We start from the raw sequence: 26,241 nt of genomic DNA, 5'->3' as shown, positions 1-26,241 counted from the left end.
TTTGGCGAGACCCAAATGGTCGAAGCGAGAGCGCCAACTCTTGCTGCCGCTCTCGTCGGAATTTCTGATTAGCCGGCTTATTGCGGGATCGGGCCAGGCGTCACCGTGCTGGTGCCGGCTTCCGGATCGACGCCGAACCACTTCTTGTGGATCGCGGCCATGGTGCCATCCTTCTTCATTTCGCTGATGGCGTCGTTGACTTTTTCAAGCAGCGGATGGCCCTTCTTGGTCATCATGGCGAAGCGCTCGCCCGTCGGGATGCGCACCAGGATCTTAAGCGCTGGCATCTGCTTGATGGCGAACAGGAAGCCGGCGAGCTCGCCCGCGCCGCCGTCGATGCGGCCGTTCTGCACGTCGAGCAGAAGGTCCTGCTGGGCGTTGTAGCTCTTGGTTTCTGCAACGCCGAGCTTGGCGGCGTTCTCCTTCATGTAGGCTTCGCCCGTCGAGCCGGCGATGACCCCGATGGTCTTGCCCTTCAGATCGTCAAGCGATTTGATGGCGGAATCCGCCTTGCCGACGATGGTACCGTCGCTGTCGTAATAGGCTTGCGTGAAGCCCTGGTTCTGCAGCCGCTCCTTGGTGACCGAGATCGAGGACACGGCAAAGTCGATGCGGCCCGAAGCGGTCGCCGCGAACAGCGCCTGGAAGCCGAGATCCTGGAACTCGACCTCTGCGCCGATGCGCTTGGCGACATCATTGGCGACGTCGATCTCAAACCCCTCGAAGGCACCCGAATCGGTCTTGTATTCCCATGGCGGGTTGGCCGGATAGGCGCCCACCATGATCTTGTCGGCAAAGGCGGGCGCCGCAAAGGCGAGGCCGGCAGCGACGGCCATCCCAATCAGTCCTAGACGTTTCAACATCTTGCTTCCCTCTGGTTCGGTTCCTGATCCGCCCCTTTCCGGCGCCAAACTCCCGGGCGCCGCAGGCGAGGCGGTACCTGAATTCACGACGCACGGCGTCGCCGCGAACCGATATGCTCCGTGAGCTGCGCGATCAGCGCATCGACCGCCGTCTCTGTGGTGACCATGCCGGGAGACAGCCGCAGTGTGGTGCCGCGCGCATCGCAGTAAAACCGCTCGTCGCGAAGCGCAGCTATGATCTTCGCCGGCTCGGTGCCTTGCGGCAGGCCGAGCATCACGCTGCCGCCGCGTTCACTGGCATCGAGCGGCGAGCGGATCTCCCAGCCATTCTCCAGCGCGGCGCCGATGATACGCTCGACGAGCCCGGCATTCTGCGCGCGGATGATGTCGATGCCGGTCTGTTCCACCCACTCCAGCCCGGGCAGCGAGGCGACGCTTGCCAGGATCGCCGGCGTGCCATGATCGAAGCGGCGCGCATCGTCGGCGTAAGTGAAAGCGTCGAGGTCCCAGGAGAACGGGTTCGGCTGACTGAACCAGCCCCGCAACTCCGGCCGGCAGGACGCCAGAAGGTCCGGCGCGACCTGCAAAATGCCGGCGCCGGAGGATCCACACAGCCATTTGAGCGAAGTCGAGACCACGAAATCGACCGGCGTCGCGGCAACCGAAAACGGCGCCACGCCGATGCCCTGTGTGACATCGACGCCGACTATGCTGCCCACGGCGCGGCCATGCGCGGCGAGGCGGCCGACATCGCAGCGGTACGAGGCCGTCGAGGTGACGAAGGTAATGAGCGCGAGCCCGACATCCGCCTGCCAGCGGTCGATGAAATCCTGGTCGCGAACCCAGGTCTCGCCAGGCCGCAATGGGACGGTGTCGAGGGTGAAGCCGAAACGCTCTCCCAAGCCCGCCAGCAGGAAATGCAGGCTAGGAAAACAGTCGGCGGCGACCAGCAGCCGCTTTCCCGCCAGCCGCTCCGTCGGCAAGCCACCGATCAGGCTATAGAGCGCGGCGGTGACATTCTCGGCCGTGGTCAGCGTGCCTTGCGGCGCCTCGATCAGCCGCCTCCAGGCATCGATGAAGCGTTGCCGCGCCGCAAGCGCGGCAGGCCACTGACCGTCGTCTTCCGCCGACCAGATGTTCGAGAAATCCGTCAGCGAGGCGGCCATTCGCTCGGCCTTGCCGGGGAAGGTGCCGATCGAATGATAGAGAAAATAGCCGGACATTCGCTGTCTCGCTCCCTGTGATCATGTGATCACAAATACGGACAGGGATCAATGCGCCGCGGCTGAAGAAATGCGGGTCGGCGCCTCAAAATCCGGCTGTTCTCTTGGTCCAGGAGCTTGGCCCAGGCGGCTTCAAAGCCACTCTGCGGCGGCCGCCTATCAAGGCGCCCTTCCGAAAGCGGCAAAATCGACCGGTCTGGGCTCCGGCACGTCAGGACAGATCGCCCGCAAAGTCGCTTGTGTCGCCGTGATATCGGCCACCACCTCGTCGCGCGCGCGGGTGAAATCCTTGTCCTTGATGGCCGCTATGATTGCGGCGTGCCGGCCCGAAGGCTCCATGGTGCCGGCGCGCATCAGCGGCGCGACATGGTTGGACAACAGCCGCATGTACGGACCGAAGCGCAGCCACAGCGTCTCGATCAGCTGAAACAGCACATCGGAGCCGGAGGCGCGGTATATGGTGAAGTGGAACTGCTGGTTTTTGGCGATCAGCTCGTAGATGCTGCCGTCGCGGCCGATCGCCCGCTGGTCGTCAGTAACCCTTTGCAGCAAGCCGATCTCGGCTGCGGTCAGGCGCGGCGCGCCAAGCTCGGCGGCCAGCCCCTCGACGGCGAGCCGGGCCCGGCAGAGGTCGTCGAGCCGCGCTCGAGTCACCGCGGGCACGCAGGCTGAGCCGTTCTGCGAGATTTCCAGCGCGTTCTCCGCCGCCAGCCGCCGCAACGCCTCGCGCACCGGCATATTTGAGGTGCCGAAAGCCTCCGCCAGCGAGGCGATGGTGAGCACCTGCCCGGGATCGAAGCTGCCGACCATGAGGGCATGGCGAAGCTGCTGGTACACGCCATCCTGGACCGTGATGCGTCCCGATATTGGTTCGAAGCCCAGAGCCACGCTTTTGCTTCCTTGGGAGCCGGCAAAGTTTATGTGCGAATATCCGCCGACGCGGTATGATCATCTGATCACAAATTCTGCCGGCAGCCAAGCGGCCGTTGCCGTACTGTCACGGCAATGCTGACGGACGGAAGGCAGATACGATCCCTCGAGCGTCAGCGCCGAGTTGGCGTAGCCGCCTTCGCCGCTTCAGGCCATTGCGAAATAGAAGCCAGTAGCGCCTCCGGCTCACTCCGGAATAATTGCGATTGCCTGTATCTCCACCTTCGCCCGGTCCTCGACCAGCGCCACCACCTGCATGGCGGCCATCGCCGGAAAATGCCGGCCGATGACGGCGCGGTAGGCTTCGCCGATCCCTTTGAGGTTGGCGAGGTACTCGGCCTTGTCGGTAAAATACCAGGTCATCGAGGTGATGTGCTGCGGCTCCCCGCCGGCTTCGGCGAGAACGGCGACGATATTGGAGAGCGTCTGGCGCACCTGATCGACGAAATCGTCGGTCTCGAACCGGCACTCGGCATTCCAGCCGACCTGGCCGCCGATGAAGACCAGCCGGCCACGCGCGGCAACGCCGTTGGCATAGCCGATCGGTTTGGCCCAGCCTTCCGGCTGCAGGATCGTGTGCATGTCTAGCCTCCCTTAACTGAAATGGGACCCGCAAGGCATGGTCTCACGCCGCTCCCATCACCTGCCTGGCGATCACCACTTTCTGCACGTCGGAGGCGCCCTCATAGATGCGCAGCGCGCGTATCTCGCGATAGAGGCTCTCGACGATGTGGCCCTTGCGCACGCCGTCGCCGCCATGCAGCTGCACCGCCTTGTCGATCACTTCCTGCGCCTTGTCCGTGGAGAACAGCTTGGCCATTGCCGCCTCGCGAGTGACGCGGGCGGCGCCCATATCCTTGGTCCAGGCGGCGCGATAGACGAGCAGGGCGGCGGCGTCGACATCCAGCGCCATGTCGGCGATGTGGCCCTGCACCATCTGCAGTTCGGCCATCGGCGCGCCGAACAGTTTTCGCTCGGACACCCTTTTGATGCTTTCGTCCAACGCTCTTCGAGCAAAGCCGAGCGCCGCGGCACCCACCGTCGAGCGGAAGACGTCGAGCACCGACATGGCGATCCGAAAACCGTCGCCGGGTTTGCCGATCAGGGCGGAAGCCGGAACGCGCACATTGTCGAAGGAGAGCCGCGCGAGTGGATGCGGGGCGATAACTTCCAATCGTTCGGCGATGCCAAGGCTTTTGGTGTCCGCAGGCACGATCAAAGCGGAAATTCCCTTGGCGCCGGGCGCCTCGCCGGTGCGGGCGAAGACGATATAGACGTCGGCAATGCCGCCATTGGAGATCCAGGTCTTCTCGCCCGAAAGCACATAGAAGTCGCCGTCGCGGACAGCCGCCATCTCCATGTTGGCGACATCCGATCCCGACCGCGGCTCCGACAGCGCAAAGGCTGCGATCGCCTGGCCCGCCCGCGTCTTTTCCAGCCAGCGCTGCTGTTCCGGTGTGCCGAACAGCGAGATCGCGCCGGTGCCAAGGCCCTGCATGGCGAAGGCGAAGTCGGCGAGCCCGTCATGGCGGGCGAGTGTCTCGCGGGTGATGCAGAGCGTGCGCACGTCGAGCGGCTCCGGCTTGTCGGGATCGAGCGCCGTCGGCTTCAGCCAGCCGTCGCGGCCGAGCATGGAGACGAGGTTGCGGCAGGCCGCGTCGACATCGTGGTGATCGACGGGCAGTTTCTTGGCGCACCAGGCGTCGAGTTGCTCGGCGAGCTGGCGGTGGCGGTCTTCGAAGAAGGGCCAATGGAGGAAGGAGCGGTCAAGCATTTGTGCCTCCGCACTTCTGCGAGGTTTGCACTTTACGGCGCGCCCCTCTGTCCTGCCGGACATCTCCCCCACAAGGGGGGAGATTGGCAGTTTTGGCGCTCCGCTCATTCTTGCGACCTTGGCGATCGGCGAAGGCAGAGACGACAGCTGATCTCCCCCCTAGTGGGGGAGATGTCCGGCACAGAGGGGGGCGCTGTCCCGCCAACGTCTCCGTTAAAAGAGCCATCCTCAATTCCCCTCGAACACCGGCTTTTGCTTGGCCACGAACGCCTTGTAGGCACGCTCGAAATCGCCGGTCTGCATGCAGATCGCCTGTGCCTGCGCTTCAGCCTCGATCGCCTGGTCGAGACCCATCGACCATTCCTGGTTCAACTGCGTCTTGGTGATGCCGTGCGCGAAGGTCGGGCCGGAGACGATGCGCGCTGCCATCTCGAGCGCGTCGGCCTCGAGCCCCGCCGCATCGACCAGCCGATTGTAGAACCCCCAACGCTCGCCTTCGGCCGCGCTCATCGTGCGGCCGGTGTAAAGCAGTTCGGCGGCGCGGCCCTGGCCGATGATGCGGGGCAAGATCGCGCAGGCGCCCATGTCGCACCCGGCAAGGCCGACGCGGGTGAACAGGAACGCGGTCTTTGCTTCCGGCGTCGCGATGCGGATGTCGGAGGCCATGGCGATGATCGCGCCGGCGCCGACGGCGACGCCATCGACCGCCGCGATGATCGGCTTGCCGCAATTCAGCATCGCCTTGACGAAGTCGCCGGTCATTCGCGTGAAGGAGAGCAGCGCCTTCATGTCCATCTTGACCAAGGGTCCGATGATGTCGTGGACATCGCCGCCCGAGCAGAAATTGCCGCCATTGGGAAGGAACGCCACGGCATCGACATCATCGGCGTAGGCGAGATCGCGAAAAGTGTCGCGCAGCTCCGCATAACTGTCGAAGGTCAGCGGGTTCTTGCGCTCCGGCCGGTCGAGCCGGAGCTTCGCGACCCTGCCTTCCACCTCCCAGAGGAAGTGCTTCGGCTTGAGCTTGGCCATGGCGCTCATTCGCGTCCCTCCCAATTGCTGCGGAACGATTTCAGCATGCCGGTCAGCCGGCGCGCTTCGTCCTCGCTGACAGTGCCGAGGAGCTCGCCGACCCAGTTCTCATGCGCCGCGGCGATTGCCGCGAAAGACTTCGAACCTTCTTCGGTCAGCCGCACCATCGAGGTGCGGCGGTCGCCGTTGCGGCGCGCGCGCGTCACCAGCCCTTCGGAGACCAGCCTGTCGACGATGCCGGTGATATTGCCGTTCGACACCAGCAGGAATCGCGACAGGTCGCTCATCAGCATGCCCTCCGGCGAGCGGTAGAGCGCCGCCATCACGTCGAAGCGCGGCAGCGTGGTGTCGAACTCCTTCTTCAGCCGCTCGCGCAGCTCGGCCTCGATCGTGCGCGAAGCACGCAGCAGGCGGATCCACAGCCGCAACCTGTCCTTGCCCGGCCCGGTAGACGTCGGTCCCGCTACCATGTCTCGCCTCCCGAGACCGAGATCGCCTGTCCGGTGATCGACCGCGCCGCATCGCTGCAGAGCCAGAGCACCGTCGCGGCGACCTCTTCCGGCTGGATGAAACGTGCCTGCGGGTTCGCAGCCGAAAGGCTCGCGCGTGCCTCATCGGCGGAACGGCCGGTCTTCTCGATGATGCGCTGGATGGAGTCCTCCAGCATGTCGGTTTCGACGAAGCCCGGGCAGATGGCGTTGACGGTGATGCCGGACTTGGCGGTCTCGGCTGCGAGCGCCCGCATCAGCCCGACGACGCCATGCTTGGCCGCTACGTAGGGCGCGACATACGCGTAGCCCTTCAGTCCGGCGGTCGAGGCAATGAAAACGATACGGCCTGTGTTTCGCGCCAGCATGCCGCCAAGCGCCGGCTGCACCGCCAGGAAGGCGCCGGTGAGGTTGACGTCGAGCGAGCGCTGCCAGTCGGCGAGCGAGGTCTTGTGCGCCGGCGCACTGACAGCCATCCCGGCATTGGCGACGACGATCTCGAAGGGACCGCGCGCCGCCTCGGCCTTCTCGTACAGCGCCGTCATGTCGGCTTCGTCGGTGACATCGGCGCCGATGCCGAAGATGCGGTCGTTTGCCTTCGCGACTTCATTCAGCGCTGCCTTGCGGCGGCCGCAGATGGTGACGGCGACGCCGGCTTCCACCAGCGACAGTGCGATCGCACGGCCGACGCCGGAGCCGCCGCCGGTGACCAGCGCATGCTTGCCGGCAATCATGCGCCAGTCCTCCAGGCAAGGCGCTGCGCCTCATCCTTACCCTCTCCCCGTGAAGGACGGGGAGAGCGGGCCGCCAGCGTTTGAGCTTGTGCCTTCTCCCCGTCCTTCACGGGGAGAAGGTGCCGGCAGGCGGATGAGGGGCGGCGCCGACGTGAAAACATAAATGCGCTCATACCTTCAGCCCTGCCGCCGCTTCGCGTTCGGCCAGCCGGTAGATCTGGTCGCGTCCGCGCAGATAAGGATCCGGCCATTTGACGCCGCGATCGCCGAGGGTGACCGCCGCATGCAGCGTCCAATAGGGATCGCTGAGATGCGGCCTGGCCAGCGCCACCAGATCGGCGCGTCCGGCCATCAGGATCGAGTTGGCGTGGTCCGGCTCGTAGATGTTGCCGACCGCCATCGTCGCCATGCCGACCTCGTTGCGGATGCGGTCGGAGAACGGCGTCTGGAACATGCGGCCATAGACCGGCTTGGCGGCGATCGTGGTCTGGCCGGCCGAGACGTCGCAGAGATCGACGCCGGTTTGATGCAGAAGCTTGGCGATCTCGACCGCATCGGCCGGCGTGACGCCTTCGATGCCCACCCAGTCATTGGCCGAGATGCGCACCGAGATAGGCTTTTCGGCCGGCCACACGGCGCGCACCGCGTGGAAGATCTCCAGCGGATAGCGCATGCGGTTCTCCAGCGAGCCGCCATAGTCGTCGGTGCGCCTGTTGGTCAGCGGCGTGATGAAGGCGGAGAGCAGATAGCCATGCGCGGCATGGATCTCCAGCATGTCGAAGCCGCAGCGCTCGGCCATCTCCGCCGAGGCGACGAACTGGTCGCGCACAAGGTCCATGTCGGCGCGGTTCATCGCCTTCGGCATCTGATTCTGTGGCGACCACGGCACGGCTGAAGGCGCTATCACCGGCCAGTTGCCGGAGGGCAGCGGCTCGTCCGTTCCTTCCCAGCCGAGGCGGGTCGAGCCCTTCGGGCCTGAATGGCCGATCTGGGCGCAGATCTTGGCTTCGGTCTCGGCGTGGACGAAATCGACCAGCCGCTTCCAGGCGACCTCATGCTCGGGCTTGTAGAAGCCGGTGCAGCCAGGGGTGATGCGTCCCTCCGGGCTGACGCAGGTCATCTCGATATAGACGAGCCCGGCCCCGCCCTTGGCGCGCTCGGCATAGTGGGCGAAATGCCAGTCGGTCGGGCAGCCGTCGACCGCCTTGTACTGGGCCATCGGCGAGACGACGATGCGGTTCGTGAGCGCCATCTCGCGCAGTCTGAATGGCGCGAACATCGGCGCGCGGCGCAGCATGTTGCCGCCGGCGCCGGCCTTGCGCTGGAACCATTCCTCCGCGCCCGCCAGCCATTCGGCATCGCGCAGACGAAGGTTCTCGTGGCTGATGCGCTGCGAGCGGGTGAGCAGCGAATAGTTGAATTGAACTGGATCCAACCCGAGATAACGTTCGACTTCCTCGAACCATTCGAGCGAGTTGCGCGCCGCCGATTGCAGTTTCAGCACCTCGGTGCGGCGAGCATCTTCGTATTTGCGGAAGGCCGCTTCGAGGTCGGACTCGGACTCGACATAGTCGGCGAGCGCGACGGCGCTCTCCAGGGCCAGCTTCGTGCCGGATCCGATCGAGAAATGCGCCGATGCCGCCGCGTCGCCCATCAGCGCCAGATTCTTGTAAGACCAGCGCTCGCAAAGCACGCGCGGGAAGTTGATCCAGGCCGAACCTCTGATGTGATTGGCATTGGTCATCAGCGAATGGCCGCCGAGATGCTTTTCGAAAATGCGCTCGCAGACAGCGATCGATTCCTGTTGCGTCATCGCGCCGAAACCGAAGGCAGCCCAGGTCTGTTCGCTGCATTCGACGATGAAGGTCGCGGTCTCGCTGTCGAACTGGTAGGCATGCGCCCACACCCAGCCATGCTGCGTCCTTTCGAAGATGAAGGTGAACGCGTCGTCGAATTTCTGCGTGGTGCCGAGCCACACGAACTTGCATTTGCGCGTGTCGATGTCGGGCTTGAAAACGTTGGCGAAGGTGGCGCGCGACTTCGAGTTCAATCCGTCGGCCGCAACGACAAGGTCGTGCGTTTCCATGAACGGCCTGGGATCGGAAATCTCGGTCTCGAACATCATCTTGATGCCGAGCTCGCGCGCACGGCGCTGGAGCAGAATTAAAAGCCGCTTGCGGCCGATGCCGCAGAAGCCGTGGCCGGTCGACACCGTGCGCACGCCGTCATGAATGACGGCGATGTCGTCCCAGTAGGCAAAATGCTTCCTGATCCAGACCGCGCTGACAGGGTCGTTCCTGGTCAGGTTCTCCAGCGTTTCGGCCGACAGCACCACACCCCAGCCGAACGTATCGTCGGGGCGGTTGCGCTCGTAGACCGTCACGTCATGCGCGGCGTCGCGCAGCTTCAGCGAGATGGCAAAATAGAGGCCGGCCGGTCCGCCGCCGAGAACCGCAACCTTCATGTCTTGCGATCTCCTCTAGAGCAATTCCCAGGGAAAGTGCGTAGCGGTTTCCCGTCCGGAATTGCGTCAAACGCTCAATGGGCATCAGGGACCGCCGAGGGGCCGGCGGTTGCAACATCAGTATCGCGCCTGCCGGCAATTATTTCAACCTTAAAGTTTCATAATTGAACAATTGCGGCGCGATCAGCTCACTTGGCTGGATCTTTGGGACTCCACAGCACAGTCTCGGCGCCTTTCTCGTAAGCCATCCCGTCGGGATAGCTGATCGCTTCCAGCTGCAGTCCCCAGGGCGCCTGGAAGTAGAGGATGGTTTGACCGGCGGCCGGTCCTTCTTTGACCGGCAGAGGACCCATCCTGGTCTTCACGCCCTTGGCGTCGAGATAGGCCTTCGCGGCGGCGACATCGTCGACATAGAAGGCGATATGGAAGCCGCCGATGTCGCTGTTCTTCGGCGTCAGGTCCTTCTGGTCGGGCGCGGTGTATTTGAACAATTCGATGTTCGATCCATAGCCGCAGCGCACCAGGGTGATTTCCTCGATTACCGCTTTTGGATCGACGCCGAGCAGGTCCTGCATGAAGGTGCCCTTGTCGTCGGCGAACGGCCCGAAGGACATCGCCTTCTTGCAACCGACCACATTGGTGAAGAAGTCGACGGCCTGCTTCATGTCGGGCACGGTGATGCCGGTATGGTCATGGCCGCGCATGCCGGGGATCGAGTCGGCCGAAGCCATTCCCATTGAACCGAACAGGATTGCGCCGACCATTGCGCCGCTTGTGGCGTATTTCATGTCACCCTCCTTTGGCGGGCTGACTTTGCTCCCATGCACATCCGAGGCCCGCTGTTCGGTGTGCGGACAAGGTTTGCCTTTCTCATGCCGGTGCCTTTGCAGGCGGCTGCAGCCAGTCCGCATCGATCTCAGGCAGCGGGATGGCAGCGAGCAGGTCGCGCGTGTAAGTCTCCTTCGGATTGTCGAAGAGCGCGTCGGTTGCGCTGGCTTCGACGATCCTTCCCTCGCGCATGACGATGACTTGCCGGCAGAGCCGCCGGATCACCGACAGATCATGGCTGATGAAGGCGACCGTCAGCCCCATCTCGGCCGCGAGCTTTTCCAGCAGCGTCAGGATCTGTGCCTGCGTCGAGACGTCGAGGCCGGAGACGATCTCGTCGGCCAAAACGAATTTCGGCGACAGCGCCAGCGCCCGTGCGATGCCGACGCGCTGGCGTTGCCCGCCGGACAGCTCGTGGCGGTAGCGGCCGGCAAAACTCTGCGGCAGGCCCACACGCTGCAGGGCTTCCGCCACGCGCTCCTTCAGCCGGTCGCCAAGCCCGTTCTGCCTCAAGGGTGCCGCGATGATGCTGAAGATGGTGTGCCGCGGGTTGAGCGACGACATCGGGTCCTGGAAGATCATCTGTAGGTCGCGACGCAGCGGTCTGAGCTCCGCTTCCGAAAGATGGCCGATGTCTCGCCCTTCGAAGCTGATCGAGCCGGCGCTCGGCTCGATCAGCCGCACCAGCGCGCGGCCGAGCGTCGACTTGCCGGAACCGGATTCGCCGACGATGCCGGTCACCGATCCCTTGGGCAGGTCGAAGTCCAGTCCTTTGAGGATCTCGGCCAGTGGCGCCCGGCCGATCAGCGGCTTGCGCGTCATGTCGGGCAGCGCCACCTTCAGTCCGCGGACGGAAAACAGCGGCTCAGCCATGGCTTGGCCTCCACGCCCTGTCGGCGCCCGCGATCTCGTCCGCGAGCCCAGCCAGCACGGTTTCGTTCACCGGCATCAGCGATGCGTAGGGATCGGTATAGCGCGGCGTCGCCGCGATCAGCGCCCGCGTGTAGGGGTGCTGCGGCGATGCGAAGAGGTCGGCGGTCGCGGCTTCTTCGACCACCTTGCCGGCATAGAGCACCGACACTTTCTGGCTGATCTTGGCGACGACACCGAGATCGTGCGTGACGAACAGAAGCGCCGTGCCGTGGTTGCGCTGCAATTGCGCGATGAGGCGCAGGATCTGCTTCTGCACGGTCACGTCCAGCGCCGTCGTCGGCTCGTCGGCGACGATCAGTCTGGGCTCGGCGGCGAAGGCGGCCGCGATCAGCACGCGCTGGCGCATGCCGCCCGAAAGCTCGTGCGGATAGCATTTCAGAACACGTTCGGGCTCGCGGATCTGCACCTCTTGGAGCAACTGCCGGATACGCTCGTCTGCCTTTTCACCGCTCCAGCCGAGGATGCGCACCAGCCGGTCGGTCGTCTGCGGGCCGATGCGGCGCGACGGGTTGAGCGCGGTGAGCGGGTCCTGTGGGATCAGCGCGGTACGCGCGCCGATCAGCGTCCGCCGCGCCTTCGCATCGAGGCGGCCGAGACTCTCGCCCTCGATCAGCATCTCGCCTTCGACGATGCGCACGCTTTTCGGCAGCACGCCGAGCACCGCCTTGCCGATCATCGTCTTGCCGGCGCCGCTCTCGCCGACCAGCGCGCGGACTTCGCCCGGCTGCACGGTGAGCGATACCGAGCGCAGCACGCGCTGGCCGTTGGGCAGCACTGCGCTCAAGGAGCGGATTTCGAGGCATGGTTCCATATTGGCGCTCATCGCAGCACCGGATCGAAACGCGCCTTCAATCCTTCGCCGAACTGGCTGAAGGACAGCACGGTGAAGATCAATGTGATCAGCGGGAACACCAGCACCCACCAGGCCTGGTGGATCGACAGCCGGCCCTCGGCAATGATGCCGCCCCAGGTCGGATCGTCGGTCGAGATCGACAGATTGACGAAGGAGAGGATCGCCTCGACGATGACGGCGATGCCCATCTCAAGCGACAAGAGCGCCACCACCGACGGCAGCACATTGGGCAGGACTTCGCGCAGCATGATGCCGATGCGGCCATAGCCGGCGATGCGCGCGCTCTCGACATAGTCCATGCGCGCCTGACTCATCGCCTCGGCCCGGATCACGCGGCAGAAGCGCGTCCAGTCGATGACGGCGATGGCGATGATGACGGAGCTCAAGCCTGTGCCCAACACCGCGACTAAAAGGATCGCGAACAGCACCGGCGGGAAGGCCATCCAGACATCGACGATGCGCGAGATGACGCGGTCGGCCCAACCGCCGAAATAGCCGGCAATGAGCCCGAGCGCCGAGCCGATGAGGCAGGCGGACGCCGCCGCGGCGAAGGCGACGATGAAGGCGATGCGGCCGCCGAAGATCAGCCGTGACAGGAGATCCCGGCCCAGGCTGTCGGTGCCCAGCCAATAGCCGGGCTCGGCGCCGTCGAGCCAGAAGGGCGGCAGACGCTCGAGCATCAGGTCCTGCGCCAGCGGATCTTGCGGTGCGATCAGCGGCGCGAAGATGGCCGCAAGCAGCGCCAGCAGAAGCCAGCCGCCGGCCAGCCATAGCCGCGGGCTGAGGCCCCGACGCAAAATGCGCGCCTCATCCATGACGCAGCCTCGGATTAAGCAGCGCATACATCATGTCGACGCCAAGGTTGATCAGCACGAAGAGCAGCGCGAAGACCAGCACGATGCCCTGGATCAGCGGCAGGTCGCGGTTGATGACGGCATCGATCGCCATATTGCCGAGACCCTCATAGGAGAACAGCCGCTCGACGATAACCGTGCCGCCGATCAGGAAGGTGAACTGCACGCCCACCAGCGTCAGCGTCGGCAGCGCCGCGTTCTTCAACGCCTCGCGCAGGATAACCTGCGTTTCGGAAAAGCCTTTGACCCGCGCGAGCACGACATAGTCGAGGTCGAGCACTTCCTTCAGCGACTGTTTCAGGAGTTGCGCGATGATCGCCGCCAGCGGCAACGCCAGCGCGATCGCCGGCATCAGCATGTGCTTGAGCAGATCCCAGGTGAGATCGAAGCGGAGCCTGAGAATGCTCTCGGCGAGATAGAACTGGGTGACGAAGGGCAGGTCGAGTTGCGGTGACACTCGACCGGAAATGTCGAACACCGGGATGAGCACGCCGAACAGCAGGATCAGCACCAGGCCCCACAGGAAATCGGGGATGGAGAGCGTCGCGCCGCCGGCGATGTCGATGCCGGCTTCGACGGCCGTGCCACGCGAACGCGCACCGAGGATCGCAGCGGAGACGCCGATCGCCACCGCCATCAACAGCGCGACGATGGCCAATTCCAACGTCGCCGGCAGCCGGTTGAAGACGAGGCCGAGCACATCCTGGCGCAGCGAGATCGAAGTGCCGAAATCGCCATGCAGCACGCCGGCGAGCCAGATGAAGAACTGCTGCGCAATACTCTTGTCCAGCCCATAGAGCGCGCGCAGACGCGCTATGTCGTCATTGCTGGCGCCGGGTGGCAGCATCATCGCGATCGGGTCGCCGGGCGCCACGCGGATGACGACGAAGACGACGACGGCGACGCCGAACAGTGTGACCAGCATCGTCATCAGACGAACAAGAAATCTCTGCAGCAGCATGCTCGCTGAGCCTAATGCATTCGGCCCCTCACCGGCCGAATGAGGGGGCCTGCGCGTCGTTGGAGAAGGTGCGCTGCGCCAGCGCAGCTTCCCAGATGTCATCAGGCCGGGGTCATCAGCGCCGGCAGCAGCGCGCCCGATACATGCTGCACGACATTGACCTTCTTCGAGTGCACGATCGGCTGAGCATACTGCATCAGCGGCAGCACATAGGCCTGCTCGGCGATGTATTTGTCGACGGCCTTCCAGCCGGCGATGCGCTTGGCCTCGTCCTTCTCGCCCCACAGCGGATTGATCATGTCGATCAGGTCCTGGCTGTCCCACACCGAATGCGGGCTAGGTCCATACATGGCAAAGCCGGTCGAGGTGGTCGGATCGCCGATCGCATTGCCCCAGTTGTAGAAGGCGGCCGGCGCCAGCTTGTCGGCGGCCCGCAGCTCGTAATGCTTGGCGATCTCGTAGACCTCGATATTGGCCTCGATGCCGACCTTGCGCCACATGCCGACGATCGCCTGGATCATCTCATAATCCTTGGGCTTGAAGCCCTTGGTCGTTTGGATGGTGAACTTGACCGGCTTCTTGGGCGAATAGCCTGAAGCGGCGAGCAGTTCCTTGGCCTTTTCCGGATTGTGCTCGACTTTGATCGACGCGTCGAAGGCCGTGTATTCCGGCGTCTCCAGCGTGGCGATCGGCTGGCCGTAGCCGCGCAGCAGCCGCTTGACCAAGAGCTCCTTGTCCACTGCCATCACAGCCGCCTGGCGGACGTTCTTGTCGAGCATCGCCTCGATGTCGTTGAAGAAGATCATGCCGATGTCGGAGACATTCTTGATCGAGCCGGCGAGTCCGTCCTTGGCGATCAGCCGGTCATATTCTTCATAGGGGATTTCGAGCGTCACCTGCGAGGAGCCGGACTCGACCTCGGCGACGCGGCTTGCCGCGTCGGTGACGAACTTGATCGTCACATTCTCGAAGGCTGGCTTGGCACCCCAGTAATTCAGATTGGCCTTCAGCCGCAGGAAGGCGTTGCGCTCGAATTTGTCGACCATATAGGGCCCGGTGCCGATCGGCGCCTTCTCGAAGCCTTCCGCGCCCACCTTCTCGTAATAGGCCTTCGGCATGATGTAGCCGGTCAGGAACGACATCCATTTGAAATAGACCGGATCGAACTGCACGACGTCGCCGGTGATCTTGTTTCCGTCGATCTTGAAGTTGTTGACGTTCTTCCAGACGAACTGGATCGGGTTGCCGGTCTTCTCGTCGCCCGCCCGCTGCAGCGACCAGACAACGTCCTCGGCGGTGAAGGGCGAGCCGTCATGCCATTTCACGCCGTCGCGGACCGTCATCGTCACCTTGCTGCGATCGTCGTTCCAACCCCATTCGGTGAGCAGGCCGGGTGTGAAGGAGAGGTCCGGCTTCTGCGGGATGAACTGGTCGAACACGGACTGGTAGAGGCCTTGGATGGTCGGGTTCACCGCCGAAGGCCCGGTCGTCGGGTCCCAGGATGGCAGGTTGACGTTGTAGGCAATGGTGAGCTCGTCCGCCGCCTTGGCTGCCTTCGGCAGTCCGAGTGTCGCCGCGCCAAGCGCTGCCGCGCCAAATCCAAGCAAATCGCGTCTGTTGATGGTCATGGTCGTTCCCCTTGTTGGTTGTCGGTTTTTGACTCATTGTCCGCGCGGCGTTGTTCATTCGGAAGGTCTGGTGGGCAACCGCGCCTTGTCCATCCTGGAATTCTGCTGCTAGTGTCCTCCCAGTTGTTGCGCCAACATGAAGCCGGATCCGGCACCGGTGCCGGCGCCGGGCCATGTCGCGGCGCCGGTGAGGTAGAGGTTTGACACCGGCGTGTTCCAGCGCGCGAAGCCGCGCGCCGGACGGAAGAGAAAATTCTGCGCCAAATGGTGGCTGCCGCAAATCTGGTCGCCGCCGACGAGGTTCGGATTCTCGCGCTCGAGGTCGAGCGGCGAGAAGATCGCGCGCCCGAGGATCTTCTGGCGCAAACCAGGCGCGTAGCTCTCGATGATGTCGAGCACGCGCTCGGCATAGGCGTCCTTGACCGCGTCCCAGGAACCGGGCGCGATCTTGCCGGCGGCATCGCCAAGGATTTCCGCCGGCAGCATGCGCACCTGGACCCAGAGCACGTGCTTGCCTTCTGGCGCCCGCGAGGGATCGACGGCGGTCGGCTGTCCGACGACGAGCACCGGCTGATCGGGCAGCACGCCGGCAATCGCCTGCTGATAGGTGCGCGACATGGCATCGAGCGACGGCGCCAGATGCACATAGGCGAAGTGGCGAAGCTCGGCGCCGGCGCTCCAGTCCGGCAGATCGTCCAGTGCCAGATGGATCATCATCGTGCCCGGCGCATGGCGGAACTTTTTCATCGCCGCGTCAAAGCCGGCATCGCCGGATCCGTTCGGCAACAGCTTGCCAGTCAGCGCCTTGGGCGCGACGCCGGCAATGACGGCCTTGCTGGCGACATGGAAATCGCCGGAGGCGAGCCGCACGCCGGTCGCGCGGCCGCCGGCGACGGTGATCTCCGCCACCTCCGCGCCGGCCATGATCTTGCCGCCGGCCGCTTTGACCATGCCGACAAGCGCGCGGATGATGGTGTCGGCGCCGCCCTTGCCGAGCACCATGCCAAAACTCTGGTTGGCCATTGATTCCAGATAAGGGAACACGGCGCCGCCGGCGATGTCGGGCGCGAAGTCGAGATGCATGCCCCAGGCGGCGAGCGTGGTTTGCACGTGCGGCGTCTCGAAATTGTCCTCGAGCCACGCGCGGGGGGAAGACAGCAACAAGCGGCCGGTATCGAGCGCGCCGCCAATGCCTTTCTTGCGCCAAAGATACCAGGCCGTGCCGGCGAGCGCGCGCGGGTTCATCGGCGATCCGAGCAGCGGGAACAGATGCTCCGCCTCGCCTGGAAAGGCCTCGACCAGCCGGCGCCATGTAGCGGCATCGGCCGCGGAGAAGGTGGCGAGCCGCGATGTCGTCTTCTCGAGATCGTTGCTGACGCCAAACCATCTTCCATCCGGGAAAGCGCTGGCGAAACAATCGGCGACGGGCGCGAATTCCAGCCCATGGCTTTTCAATTCATTTGCATATTTCCGATGGAAGGGAGAGCCAGCGAACAGGCTCAGGTTCATCGCGCCGAAGTCGTGCCTGAAACCGGGAAGCGTGTATTCCGCGGTCCGGACCGCGCCGCCGATAGTTGCGTTGCGCTCGAAAACCGCGGTTTTCCAGCCTTTGAGCGACAGATGCGCGGCGCAGGCCAGACTGTTGTGGCCCGCACCGACAAAGATGGCGTCGAACTCGCTCACGCCCTGCCCCAAAATGCTTTATGCTTAAAGATAATTGCAGATGCATATGTTTTCGTCTAGTAGGATATTAAGGGCCGCAACGAGCCTCGATGAGCACGAACAAGAGGGAACGAAGACAATGGACACGCAGAAACTCCTCGGCGAGGTCGCCGGCCAGCTGCTTTCGGGCGCCATCAGGGTGGTCGACCTGTCGGCGCCGCTCGGACCCAACACGCCGCTGATCAAGCTGCCGCCGGAACTCGCCGTCGACACGCCGAAGGTCGAGATCCACCCCATTTCAAAGTATGACAAGAATGGTCCGTGGTGGGCCTGGAACTGGCTGAAGCTCGGCGAGCATTCGGGCACGCATTTCGACGCGCCGCAGCACTGGATCACCGGCAAGGACTATCCGGACGGCGCCACCGACACCATCCCGGCGCAGAATTTCGTCGGGCCGGTCAATGTCATCGACTGCTCGGTGGAAGCCGCCGCCGATCACGATTTCCTTCTCACCGTCGACCACATCAAGGCGTGGGAGGCCGAGCACGGCACCATCAATGCCGGCGAATGGGTGGTGATGCGCACCGACTGGTACAAGCGCAACGGTTCGGAAGCCGACTTCCTCAATGCCAACGAGACCGGCCCGCATACACCCGGCCCGACGGCGGAAGCCATCCAGTTCCTGATCAGCAAGGACATCAAGGGCTGGGGCTCGGAGACGATCGGCACCGATGCCGGCAAGGCCGGCGGCATGGAGCCGCCTTTCCCGGCGCACACGCTGATGCACAAAGCCAATCGCTATGGCCTCGCCAGCCTCTGCAACCTCGACCAGCTGCCGCCGAAAGGCGCGATCCTGATCGCCGCCCCGCTCAAGATCGAGCACGGCACCGGCAGCCCGATCCGCGCCCTGGCGCTGGTGCCGGGCCAATAGGCGAGGTGGCGGTCTTCGGGAGAAGATCATGCTCGCGGACAATGGAGTAGTGGAGAGGTGGGATCGGAGCGACGCTGGCGCTCTATGGCGCCCCCCTCTGTCCTGCGGGACATCTCCCCCACAAGGGGGGAGATTGGCGGTTTCGGCGCTCCACACTGTTCTGCGACGTCGGAGATTGGCGAAAGCAAGGGTGACGTCCGATCTCCCCCCTCGTGGGGGAGATGTCCGGCAGGGCAGAGGGGGGCGTGAAGGAACCCTGACCCGCGCAATTGAAACCGATCTCCCGAAAGCAGGGAGCTCCCCTCAATGACCGCTGCCGATCACATCATCGTCGGCAGCGGCATCAACGCCCTGGTCTGCGCGGCGATGCTTGGCGCCAAGGGCGCCAAAGTGCTCGTGCTCGAACGCAACGACCGCATCGGCGGCTGCATGCGCACCGACGAGATCACGGCGCCCGGCTTCGTCCATGACGTGATGGCGACGACCTTCGTCCTCTTCATCACCTCGCCGGCCTATGCCGCGCTCGGCAAGGATCTTGCGCGGCACGGGCTGGAATTCTGTCACACGACCACACCCACCGGCGTGCTTCGGCCCGACGGCAGCCATGCCGTGCTCACCACCGACCGGGCCGCCAACATCGCGGCGCTGAACGCATTTGCCTCCGGCGATGGCGACCGTCATGGCGGCGATGTCGGCGACATCGAACGCAATGCCGGACTGCTGTTCGGCCTGCTCGGTGGCGCGCTCTGGTCCTATCCGACGACGAAGCTCATGGCCGGCGAGGCGTGGCGGCGCGGTCCGCGCGAGCTTGCCGCCGTCCTGGGCGAGGCGCTGGTGCCGGCGCGGGGCTGGCTGGAGACCGCGTACAAGTCCGATACCGTCCGCGCGCTCTGGGCGCCCTGGGTGCTGCATGCCGGGCTTGGGCCGGAAGACGCCTTCTCCGGCCAGATCGCCAAGGTCATCGCCTTCGCGCTGGAGGCGGCCGGCGCACCGATCGTCAAGGGAGGGGCGAAGAACCTGCTCGCCGCCTTCGAAGCGTTGATCAAGGAGCGCGGCGGCGAAATCCGCGTCAACGCCGAAGTCGCCTCGATCGTCCAGACCGGCGGCCGTGCCACCGGGGTCCGCCTCGCCTCCGGCGAGACGCTGAGGGCAGGGAAGAGCGTCATCTGCTCGGTCACGCCGACGCAGCTCTATGGCCGCCTGCTCGGCAACGATGCGCCGGAAACCGCCGCGAAAGCCATGCGTGACTACCGCTACGGCAAGGGCAACTTCCAGCTCCACTACGCGCTGAACAAGCCGCCGGCCTGGCGCGGCGAGGGCCTCGACAAGGTGGCGCTGCTGCATCTGACGCCGGGACTCGATGGTGTGTCGAAAGCCTGCAACGAAGCGGTGCGCGGCCTGTTGCCGGAAGTGCCGACGATCTGCGTCGGCCAGCCCCACGCGCTCGATCCGTCGCGCTGTCCGCAGGGCAAGGCAATCCTGTGGCTGCAGCTTCCGGAAACGCCGCGCCACATCAAGGGCGATGCCGCCGGCAAGCTCGAGACTCCAGCCGATGGCCGCTGGACCGAGGCGCTGCGCGAGGCCTACGCCGACCGCGTCGAGGCGATCCTCGCTCATCACATCGATGGTTTTCGCGACACCATCATCGCGCGCCGCGCCTATTCGCCTGCCGATCTGGAAGCGATGAACATCAATCTGGTCGGCGGCGATCCCTATGGCGGCTCGTCCACCATCGACCAGTCCTTCTTGTGGCGGCCGTTCAAGGCCAGCCGCAATCACGAGACCGGCATTAAGGGCCTGTACCATATCGGCGCCTCGACGCACCCGGGCGCAGGGCTCGGCGGCGGCTCCGGCTTCCTGCTGGCGGGGAGGCTCTGATGGAGCAGAAGCTTCCGGAAAAGCGCCAGCGCATCTCGACCCTCGGCCAGATCGGCCTGCAGCAATTCGCGCCCTATTTGATGAACCGCATCATGGGCCGCTACAACGCCACCCTGCGAGAAGACTTTCGCAAGCAGGGCCTGACCATTCCGCAGGTGCGCACGTTGGCCGTGCTCTCGGTCACCGACGGCATCACCGTCAACGACCTCTCGGTCTATACGGTGATCGAGCAATCGACCTTGAGTCGCACGCTCGACGCGCTGGAAGGCCAGGGCCTCGTGCGGCGCGAGCAGGGCGTCGCCGACAGCCGCTTCCGCCATGTGTTCCTGACCGATGACGGCCGGGCGCTTTTCACCCGCGCCTGGCCGGCCATGCATGATGCCTTCGAAGCGATGTTCGACGGCGTTGACGATGCCGAATATGCCGCGCTGATCGCGATTCTGCAGAAGATGCTGAAGAACATCCGCAAGCACGACATTTGAGTTTGACGTACGCGCCGCCGTCCAACGGCGGTAACGGAAGGAGGCAGAGATGGCCGAACGGTCTTTTGCCAAGGAAGTCGAAAAGCTGAGGCTCGGCGCCGGCCAGGAATTCGCGGGCGAGGGCATCCTCGCCATCACCAAGGCGCTGCTGCAATGCGGCGTCGGCTATGTCGGCGGCTACCAGGGCGCGCCGATCAGCCATCTGATGGATGTGCTCGCCGACGCGCAGGACATTCTGGGCGAGCTCGGCGTGCACTTCGAGGCGAGCGCCTCAGAAGCAACCGCCACCGCTATGCTTGCCGCATCCGTGCACTACCCGATCCGCGGTGCCGCCACCTTCAAGTCGACGGTGGGTACCAATGTCGCCTCGGACGCTTTGGCGAACCTCGCCTCGGGCGGCGTCACCGGCGGCGCGCTGATCATCGTCGGCGAGGACTATGGCGAGGGCTCCTCCATCATGCAGGAGCGCAGCCACGCCTTCGCCATGAAGAGCCAGGTCTGGCTGCTCGATCCGCGCCCGAACCTGCCCTCGATCGTCAAGGCGGTCGAGGATGGCTTCGAGCTGTCGGAGGCCTCCAACACGCCGGTCATGCTGCAGGTGCGCATCCGCTGCTGCCACGTCCACGGCCACTTCATCGCCAAGGACAACAAGCGGCCGCCTATGTCGGTTGCCGATGCGCTGTCGGCTCCGCGCCGCGACACCGGCCGCATCGTGCTGCCGCCGGCCTCCTTCCTGCACGAGAAGGAGAAGGTGACGAAGCGCTGGCCGGCGGCGGTCGATTTCATCAAGAGCCGCAAGATCAACGAGGTCTTTGGGCCGGACAATGGCTCGATCGGCATCGTCATGCAGGGCGGCATGTACAATTCGGTCGTCCGCGCGCTGCAGCGGCTCGGCCTTGCCGACACCTATGGCGACACCGACGTTGCGCTTTATGTGCTGAACGCCGTCTATCCGCTCGTCGATGACGAGTTCCTTTCCTTCTGCGAGGGCAAACAGGCGGTGCTGGTCGTCGAAGAAGGCCAGCCCAACTACATCGAGCAGGCCTTTGCCGCGATGCTGCACAAGGCCGAGCGCGGCACCAAGCTGGTCGGCAGGGAGCATCTGCCGATGGCCGGCGAATATACCGGGCAGGTGATGCTGGACGGCATTGGCTCCTTCCTGCGCGCCTATGCTCCGCATCTGCTGCCCGGCGAGGTTCGTGCGCCGAACAAGCTGGGCGAGGGCGTCGACACCGCCGATCTCATCAATGTCGTTCCCGGCCGCCCGCCGGGCTTCTGCATCGGCTGTCCGGAGCGGCCGATCTTCGCTGCGACCAAGCTGGTCGAGCAGGAGCTTGGCAAGCACCACATCGCTTCCGACATCGGCTGCCACCTGTTCTCGATCATGCCGCCCTTCGAGCTCGGTGCCACCACCATGGGCTACGGCCTCGGGCCGGCCTCGGCTTCCGCCTTCAATTCGCCGGAAGCGAAACGCCGGTCGATCTCCTTCGTCGGCGACGGCGGCTTCTGGCACAACGGTCTTACCTCCTCGATCGGCAACGCCGTCTTCAACAAGAATGACGGTGTCATCGTCATCGTCGACAATTTTTACTCGGCCGCCACCGGCGGCCAGGACATCCTGTCCTCGCGCGCCTCGAACCGCACCAAGTCCACAAAACATCCGATCACCGAAGCGGTGAAAGGCATGGGCGTCAAATGGCTGCGCCACATCGACCGCACCTATGACGTCGGCCAGATGCGCGACACGCTGCGCGAGGCGCTAACCACCGAGGAGAAGGGGCCGAAGGTCATCGTCGCCTCGTCCGAATGCATGCTGAACCGCCAGCGCCGCGAGAGGCCGCTGGTCGACAAGGCGGTCAAGGGCGGCGAGCGGGTCGTCAAGCCGAAATTCGGCGTCGACGAGGACGTCTGCACCGGCGACCACGCCTGCATGCGGCTCTCCGGCTGCCCGTCGCTCTCGGTGAAGTCGCTCGACGATCCGCTGCGCGACGATCCGGTCGCCTCGATCGACCAGAACTGTGTCGGCTGCGGCAATTGCGGCGAGGTGGCGGATGCGGCCGTGCTCTGCCCCTCCTTCTACCGCGCCGATGTCGTGCACAATCCGAGCCGCTGGGACCGTTTCCTGGAAAGCGCGCGCCGCGCCGTGATCGGCCGTTTGCAGCGCCGCCGCGAGAGTCGCCGTTTGATGTTCGCCGATGCTTGAGCAGGCTTCACCGCTGCGCCCGAAGCTGGGCGCCTCTGATGACGAGCGGGTGATAAAACTCGCCGTGCTTGCCGTCGGCGGCCAGGGCGGCGGCGTGCTCGCCGATTGGATCACCGACGTAGCCGAGCGCAGCGGCTACATTGCGCAATCGACGTCGGTGGCGGGCGTCGCCCAGCGCACGGGGGCGACGATCTATTACATCGAGATGGCGCGCGACACCGGCCGGCTGCCGGTCTTTGCGCTCTCGCCCTCGCAGGGCGACGTCGACATCTTGATAGCCGCCGAGCTGATGGAGGCCGGCCGCGCCATCATCCGCGGTTTCGTCACGCCCGAGCGCACGACGCTGATCGCCTCCTCGCACCGCATCGCCGCCGTCTCGGAAAAGATCGAGCCGGGCGACGGCCGCGCCTCGTCGGAAAAGGTGCATGCGACGGCCGAGGCGGCCGCCAAGCGCTTCATCGCCTTCGACATGGAAAAGATCGCCGCCGAGCATGGCACGATGATTTCGGCCAGCCTGCTCGGCGCGCTGGCCGGTTCCGACGCGCTGCCCTTCCCGCGCGAAAACTACGAGCAGGCGATCGGCGCCGGTGGCCGTGGCGTCAAGGCCAGCCTTGCCGCCTTCGGCGCCGCCTATGACCGGGCGCGCGGCATCGCGGTCGCGACAGCCGGGAATAAGGCAAGCGGGAAGCCTGCCGCTCCCGACACCACATCAACGGCCAAGGTCAGTGGTCCCGAAACCCTGCTGAAGGGCTGGCAGGAACTCGCCGCCCGTGTCGCCGCGCTACCGGAACCGCTGCGCGACATGGCTGAACGCGGCCTGAAGAAGGTCGTCGATTACCAGGACATCGCCTATGGCGGCGAATATCTCGGCCGGCTGGACAAGGCCATCGCGCTGGACAATGCGGCGCGTGGCCATGCGCTGTCGGTCGCGGCGGCGAAACATCTGGCCAACGCCATGTGCTATGACGACATGATCCGCGTCGCCGACCTCAAGACGCGTTCGACCCGCGACAGGCGCGTGCGCAAGGAAGTCGGTGTCAGGGAAGGCTTGGTCCTGCAGGTCACCGAATATTTCCATCCGCGCATCGAGGAATTTTGCGGCACGTTGCCGGTAGCAATCGGCAGTTACATCGAGAACCGCCCGAAGCTCGCCGCCTTCCTTGACCGCCGCATCAATCGCGGCCGCCATATCCGCACCGACAGTTTCACCGGCTTCGCCATGCTGTGGTTCATCGGCGGCCTGCGCCGCTGGCGCCGCCGCCTGCTGCGCCACAAGGTCGAAGTCGAGCATCTGGAGCGCTGGTACGGCTTGGCGCTTGCCCGTGCGCGCGAAAACTATGCGCTTGGGCTGGAGATCCTGAATTGCCGCCGCTTGATCAAGGGCTACAGCGACACCCACGCCCGTGCCCAGTCGAAATTCGACCGCGTGCTCTCAGCGCTTGCCATGCTCGAGGGCCGCGAAGACGCCGCCGACTGGATCCGCCGCCTGCGCGAAGCGGCGCTGAAGGACGAAAAGGGCGACATGCTCGATGGCGCGCTGAAGACCGTGGCGACGCTCAACGACGCCGCCCGATAACGAGGATGTTATCAATCCTCCTCCGACGGATTTCGACCCTGTCGTCCGTTTCACGGCGGTAGGGATGAATCACGGAGACGAACTTTATGCTCACCAAATATTTGCTGCCGTTCGCATTGGCCGCCGGCACTTTGATGCTCTCCGCCGGCGCGCAGGCCATGCCGATGGCAAAGCCCAGCGCTGCGCCGCTGCCGGTCGAGACGGTCGGCTGGCGCTGCGGTCCGGGCTGGCACGTGAACCACTGGGGCAGATGCGTGCCGAACGGTCGCCGGTTCATCCGGCCCGTGCGCCACTGGCATCCGGGCTTCCGGTATCACCACCGCTGGCATCCCGGCTATTGGAGCTGGTGATCGGTTTGAGGGGCGCCCGTGCCGGAAACGGCGCGGGCGGCTTGCTAAGTTCCTCGAGCGAGGATTCAGACAGCCCTCAGAGACGGCGTCTGGACAGCGCCCCCTCTGTCTTGCCGGACATCTTCGCCGCAAGGGGGAGATCAGACATCGCGCCGGCCTTCGCCAATCGTCAGTGTCGTACTCTGTTCGACAGCGCAGAGTGGTCGCGGCGCCGAAGCTGCCAATCTCCCCCCAAGTGGGGGAGATGTCCGGCAGGACAGAGGGGGGCGCGAAGGATCTCGACCGATCTCACCTTGTGCCGCCGCGTTCCTGCCTCGCGGTTGATGGACAAAGTCGAAGCTCTCACACAATCAAATCCCGCATCGGCTTCACCCCTCCCGACTCCGGAAACACCTTGTCGCCGAGCACCGCGGCGGAGAGCCCGAACTGCTCGGCAAGCAACCCCTTCAGCACCGCGCGCACATCGCTGGTCGGCGCGAGATCGCGGCCTTGGTAGAGCTGAGCCGGCTTCAGCCCCGGCCAGTCGGCGATGACGCGGCCACCTTTGATCGCGCCGCCGGCGAGCAGCACCACCGTGCCGGTGCCGTGGTCCGTGCCGACGGTGCCGTTGACGCGGGCGGTGCGACCGAATTCGGTGATGGCGACGATCGCCGTGTCCTTCCAGCGCTCGCCGAGCCCTTTCTCGAATTCCTCGAAGGCGCCATCGAGGCCGCCGAGCAGGTTGGCGAGCCGCCCCGTGGCACCGCCCTCGTTGACATGCGTGTCCCAGCCGTCGAAGGCCAGCGCCGCAATGCGCGGCCCGTCGTCGGCGGCCATCAGTTTCGCCGCGCCTTGCGCGGACTGGCGCATGCCGGCGGCGTTGGCGAGGCCGCCACGGGCTTTCATCGTGCTGTCATCGAGCTGGTCGCTCATCGCCATGTGGTCGGCGTCGAGGCCCTTCTGCAGCACCGCTGCCAGCACCGGGTCGCGATGGTTGTAGAGGTCGAGCACACGCTCCGCCAGCGCATCGCTGGGCGTCGGCAGCGCCTGCGGCGCCCAGCCGAGCACGGGTGCTGCGCCACGGATCACCAGCGGGGTCGATGGCCCGACCGCCAGCCCGCCGAGCTTGGCCACTCTTTCACCTGCCGGCAGGCTGGCTATCGCGCGGTTCAGCCAACCGGTTGTGGCGTTGCCAGGGCCCGGCAGGCCGCTCTCCAGCACATCCTGGCCGTCGAAATGCGAGCGCTCGCGGTAGCCGGTCGCGGCCGCGTGCACCGCAGCCGCCTGACCTGCCTTGAACAGCCGCGCGAACACCGGCATCGCGGGATTGATCGCGAAGAAGCTGTCGAGCGGCAGCGCCGCATTGGCGCCGGAGAGCGACAGCGCGATGTCGCCATGCAGGCCGGCATAGTCGGGGTCACCGAGCGGGCCGATCGTCGACAGCCCATCCAGCGCGCCGCGCAATATGATGACGATCAGGCGCGGATCGAGATGGTCGGCGGCGCGGGCGAAGCGTGGCAGATAGGCCCAGGCAAACAGCGCGCCGCCTGTCATCAGCAAGGCGCGCCGAGATGGATTCGGCGTTTCACTAAGAAGACTCATGCCGCTTCTCCAT

23 protein-coding genes are annotated in these 26,241 nt (G+C 65.0%); 6 read left to right on the top strand and 17 right to left on the bottom strand.

From position 1 onward, the window contains the following. Positions 1–77 precede the first annotated feature (77 nt). From CK221_RS09690 to CK221_RS09610, 16 genes are all read right to left on the bottom strand, one after another. A complete protein-coding gene (locus CK221_RS09690; protein ID WP_067003647.1) occupies positions 78–863 on the bottom strand; it encodes an ABC transporter substrate-binding protein in 786 nt (261 codons plus the stop codon). Between the two features lie 83 nt (positions 864–946). Then, entirely contained in the window at positions 947–2,086 is a 1,140-nt protein-coding gene (locus CK221_RS09685) for an aminotransferase class V-fold PLP-dependent enzyme (protein ID WP_095777557.1), read from the bottom strand. A 159-nt stretch (positions 2,087–2,245) separates the two neighbouring features. After that, the gene (locus CK221_RS09680) at positions 2,246–2,974 is read right to left on the bottom strand and encodes a GntR family transcriptional regulator (RefSeq protein ID WP_095777556.1); all 729 of its coding nucleotides are present in this window, start codon (positions 2,972–2,974) and stop codon (positions 2,246–2,248) included. A 228-nt stretch (positions 2,975–3,202) separates the two neighbouring features. Next, positions 3,203–3,598 (bottom strand): RidA family protein, encoded by a 396-nt coding sequence (locus CK221_RS09675; RefSeq protein WP_095777555.1) that lies wholly within the window; start codon positions 3,596–3,598, stop codon positions 3,203–3,205. 43 nt (positions 3,599–3,641) lie between these two features. Next, positions 3,642–4,790, bottom strand: a complete 1,149-nt coding sequence (locus CK221_RS09670) for an acyl-CoA dehydrogenase family protein (RefSeq protein WP_095777554.1) — start codon at positions 4,788–4,790, stop codon at positions 3,642–3,644. Positions 4,791–5,018: 228 nt separating this feature from the next. After that, positions 5,019–5,831, bottom strand: coding sequence for an enoyl-CoA hydratase family protein (locus CK221_RS09660; protein WP_095777553.1), 813 nt, complete (start codon positions 5,829–5,831; stop codon positions 5,019–5,021). Then, complete coding sequence (locus CK221_RS09655; protein WP_067003657.1) at positions 5,828–6,292, bottom strand: MarR family transcriptional regulator; 465 nt, start codon at positions 6,290–6,292, stop codon at positions 5,828–5,830. Before CK221_RS09655 ends, CK221_RS09660 begins: the two co-directional genes overlap by 4 nt. Then, complete coding sequence (locus tag CK221_RS09650) at positions 6,286–7,044, bottom strand: SDR family NAD(P)-dependent oxidoreductase (protein ID WP_095777552.1); 759 nt, start codon at positions 7,042–7,044, stop codon at positions 6,286–6,288. Before CK221_RS09650 ends, CK221_RS09655 begins: the two co-directional genes overlap by 7 nt. A 169-nt stretch (positions 7,045–7,213) precedes the next feature. Continuing rightward, positions 7,214–9,508 carry a bifunctional salicylyl-CoA 5-hydroxylase/oxidoreductase gene (locus CK221_RS09645; protein ID WP_095777551.1) on the bottom strand — a complete coding sequence of 765 codons (2,295 nt, stop codon included), beginning with the start codon at positions 9,506–9,508 and terminating at the stop codon, positions 7,214–7,216. Between the two features lie 188 nt (positions 9,509–9,696). Beyond that, positions 9,697–10,296, bottom strand: coding sequence for a VOC family protein (locus tag CK221_RS09640; RefSeq protein ID WP_095777550.1), 600 nt, complete (start codon positions 10,294–10,296; stop codon positions 9,697–9,699). A gap of 82 nt (positions 10,297–10,378) precedes the next feature. Next, positions 10,379–11,209, bottom strand: coding sequence for an ATP-binding cassette domain-containing protein (locus CK221_RS09635; RefSeq protein WP_095777549.1), 831 nt, complete (start codon positions 11,207–11,209; stop codon positions 10,379–10,381). Next, entirely contained in the window at positions 11,202–12,080 is an 879-nt protein-coding gene (locus tag CK221_RS09630; RefSeq protein ID WP_179295100.1) for an ABC transporter ATP-binding protein, read from the bottom strand. Before CK221_RS09630 ends, CK221_RS09635 begins: the two co-directional genes overlap by 8 nt. Before the next feature lie 8 nt (positions 12,081–12,088). Next, positions 12,089–12,937 (bottom strand): ABC transporter permease, encoded by an 849-nt coding sequence (locus CK221_RS09625; protein ID WP_095777547.1) that lies wholly within the window; start codon positions 12,935–12,937, stop codon positions 12,089–12,091. Then, complete coding sequence (locus CK221_RS09620) at positions 12,930–13,937, bottom strand: ABC transporter permease (RefSeq protein ID WP_067003667.1); 1,008 nt, start codon at positions 13,935–13,937, stop codon at positions 12,930–12,932. The genes CK221_RS09625 and CK221_RS09620 overlap by 8 nt, the downstream gene beginning before the upstream one ends. A 101-nt stretch (positions 13,938–14,038) precedes the next feature. Beyond that, a complete protein-coding gene (locus CK221_RS09615; protein WP_095777546.1) occupies positions 14,039–15,565 on the bottom strand; it encodes an ABC transporter substrate-binding protein in 1,527 nt (508 codons plus the stop codon). Between the two features lie 108 nt (positions 15,566–15,673). Then, positions 15,674–17,248 carry an NAD(P)/FAD-dependent oxidoreductase gene (locus CK221_RS09610; protein WP_095777545.1) on the bottom strand — a complete coding sequence of 525 codons (1,575 nt, stop codon included), beginning with the start codon at positions 17,246–17,248 and terminating at the stop codon, positions 15,674–15,676. Between the two features lie 118 nt (positions 17,249–17,366). Between CK221_RS09610 and CK221_RS09605 the strand changes: the two genes are divergently transcribed. From CK221_RS09605 to CK221_RS09575, 6 genes are all read left to right on the top strand, one after another. After that, complete coding sequence (locus tag CK221_RS09605; RefSeq protein WP_095777544.1) at positions 17,367–18,158, top strand: cyclase family protein; 792 nt, start codon at positions 17,367–17,369, stop codon at positions 18,156–18,158. Between the two features lie 306 nt (positions 18,159–18,464). Next, positions 18,465–20,036, top strand: a complete 1,572-nt coding sequence (locus CK221_RS09595; RefSeq protein WP_095777542.1) for an NAD(P)/FAD-dependent oxidoreductase — start codon at positions 18,465–18,467, stop codon at positions 20,034–20,036. Continuing rightward, on the top strand, positions 20,036–20,518 hold the full coding sequence (locus CK221_RS09590) for a MarR family transcriptional regulator (protein ID WP_067324441.1): 483 nt from the start codon (positions 20,036–20,038) through the stop codon (positions 20,516–20,518). The genes CK221_RS09595 and CK221_RS09590 overlap by 1 nt, the downstream gene beginning before the upstream one ends. Positions 20,519–20,567: 49 nt before the next feature. Beyond that, a complete protein-coding gene (locus tag CK221_RS09585; protein ID WP_095777541.1) occupies positions 20,568–22,721 on the top strand; it encodes an indolepyruvate ferredoxin oxidoreductase subunit alpha in 2,154 nt (717 codons plus the stop codon). Then, entirely contained in the window at positions 22,714–24,297 is a 1,584-nt protein-coding gene (locus CK221_RS09580; protein WP_095777540.1) for an indolepyruvate oxidoreductase subunit beta family protein, read from the top strand. Before CK221_RS09585 ends, CK221_RS09580 begins: the two co-directional genes overlap by 8 nt. An 86-nt stretch (positions 24,298–24,383) precedes the next feature. Then, the gene (locus CK221_RS09575) at positions 24,384–24,647 is read left to right on the top strand and encodes a hypothetical protein (protein WP_067003684.1); all 264 of its coding nucleotides are present in this window, start codon (positions 24,384–24,386) and stop codon (positions 24,645–24,647) included. A gap of 342 nt (positions 24,648–24,989) precedes the next feature. Here CK221_RS09575 and CK221_RS09570 read toward each other — a convergent pair whose 3' ends face one another. Continuing rightward, positions 24,990–26,228 carry a DUF1501 domain-containing protein gene (locus tag CK221_RS09570; protein WP_095777539.1) on the bottom strand — a complete coding sequence of 413 codons (1,239 nt, stop codon included), beginning with the start codon at positions 26,226–26,228 and terminating at the stop codon, positions 24,990–24,992. Positions 26,229–26,241: the final 13 nt, after the last annotated feature.

It is taken from the genome of Mesorhizobium sp. WSM3868, from assembly GCF_002294785.1.
Taxonomy (GTDB): domain Bacteria; phylum Pseudomonadota; class Alphaproteobacteria; order Rhizobiales; family Rhizobiaceae; genus Mesorhizobium.
Note: the sequence above shows the minus strand (reverse complement) of the source record. Positions and strands in the feature narration are given on the sequence as shown.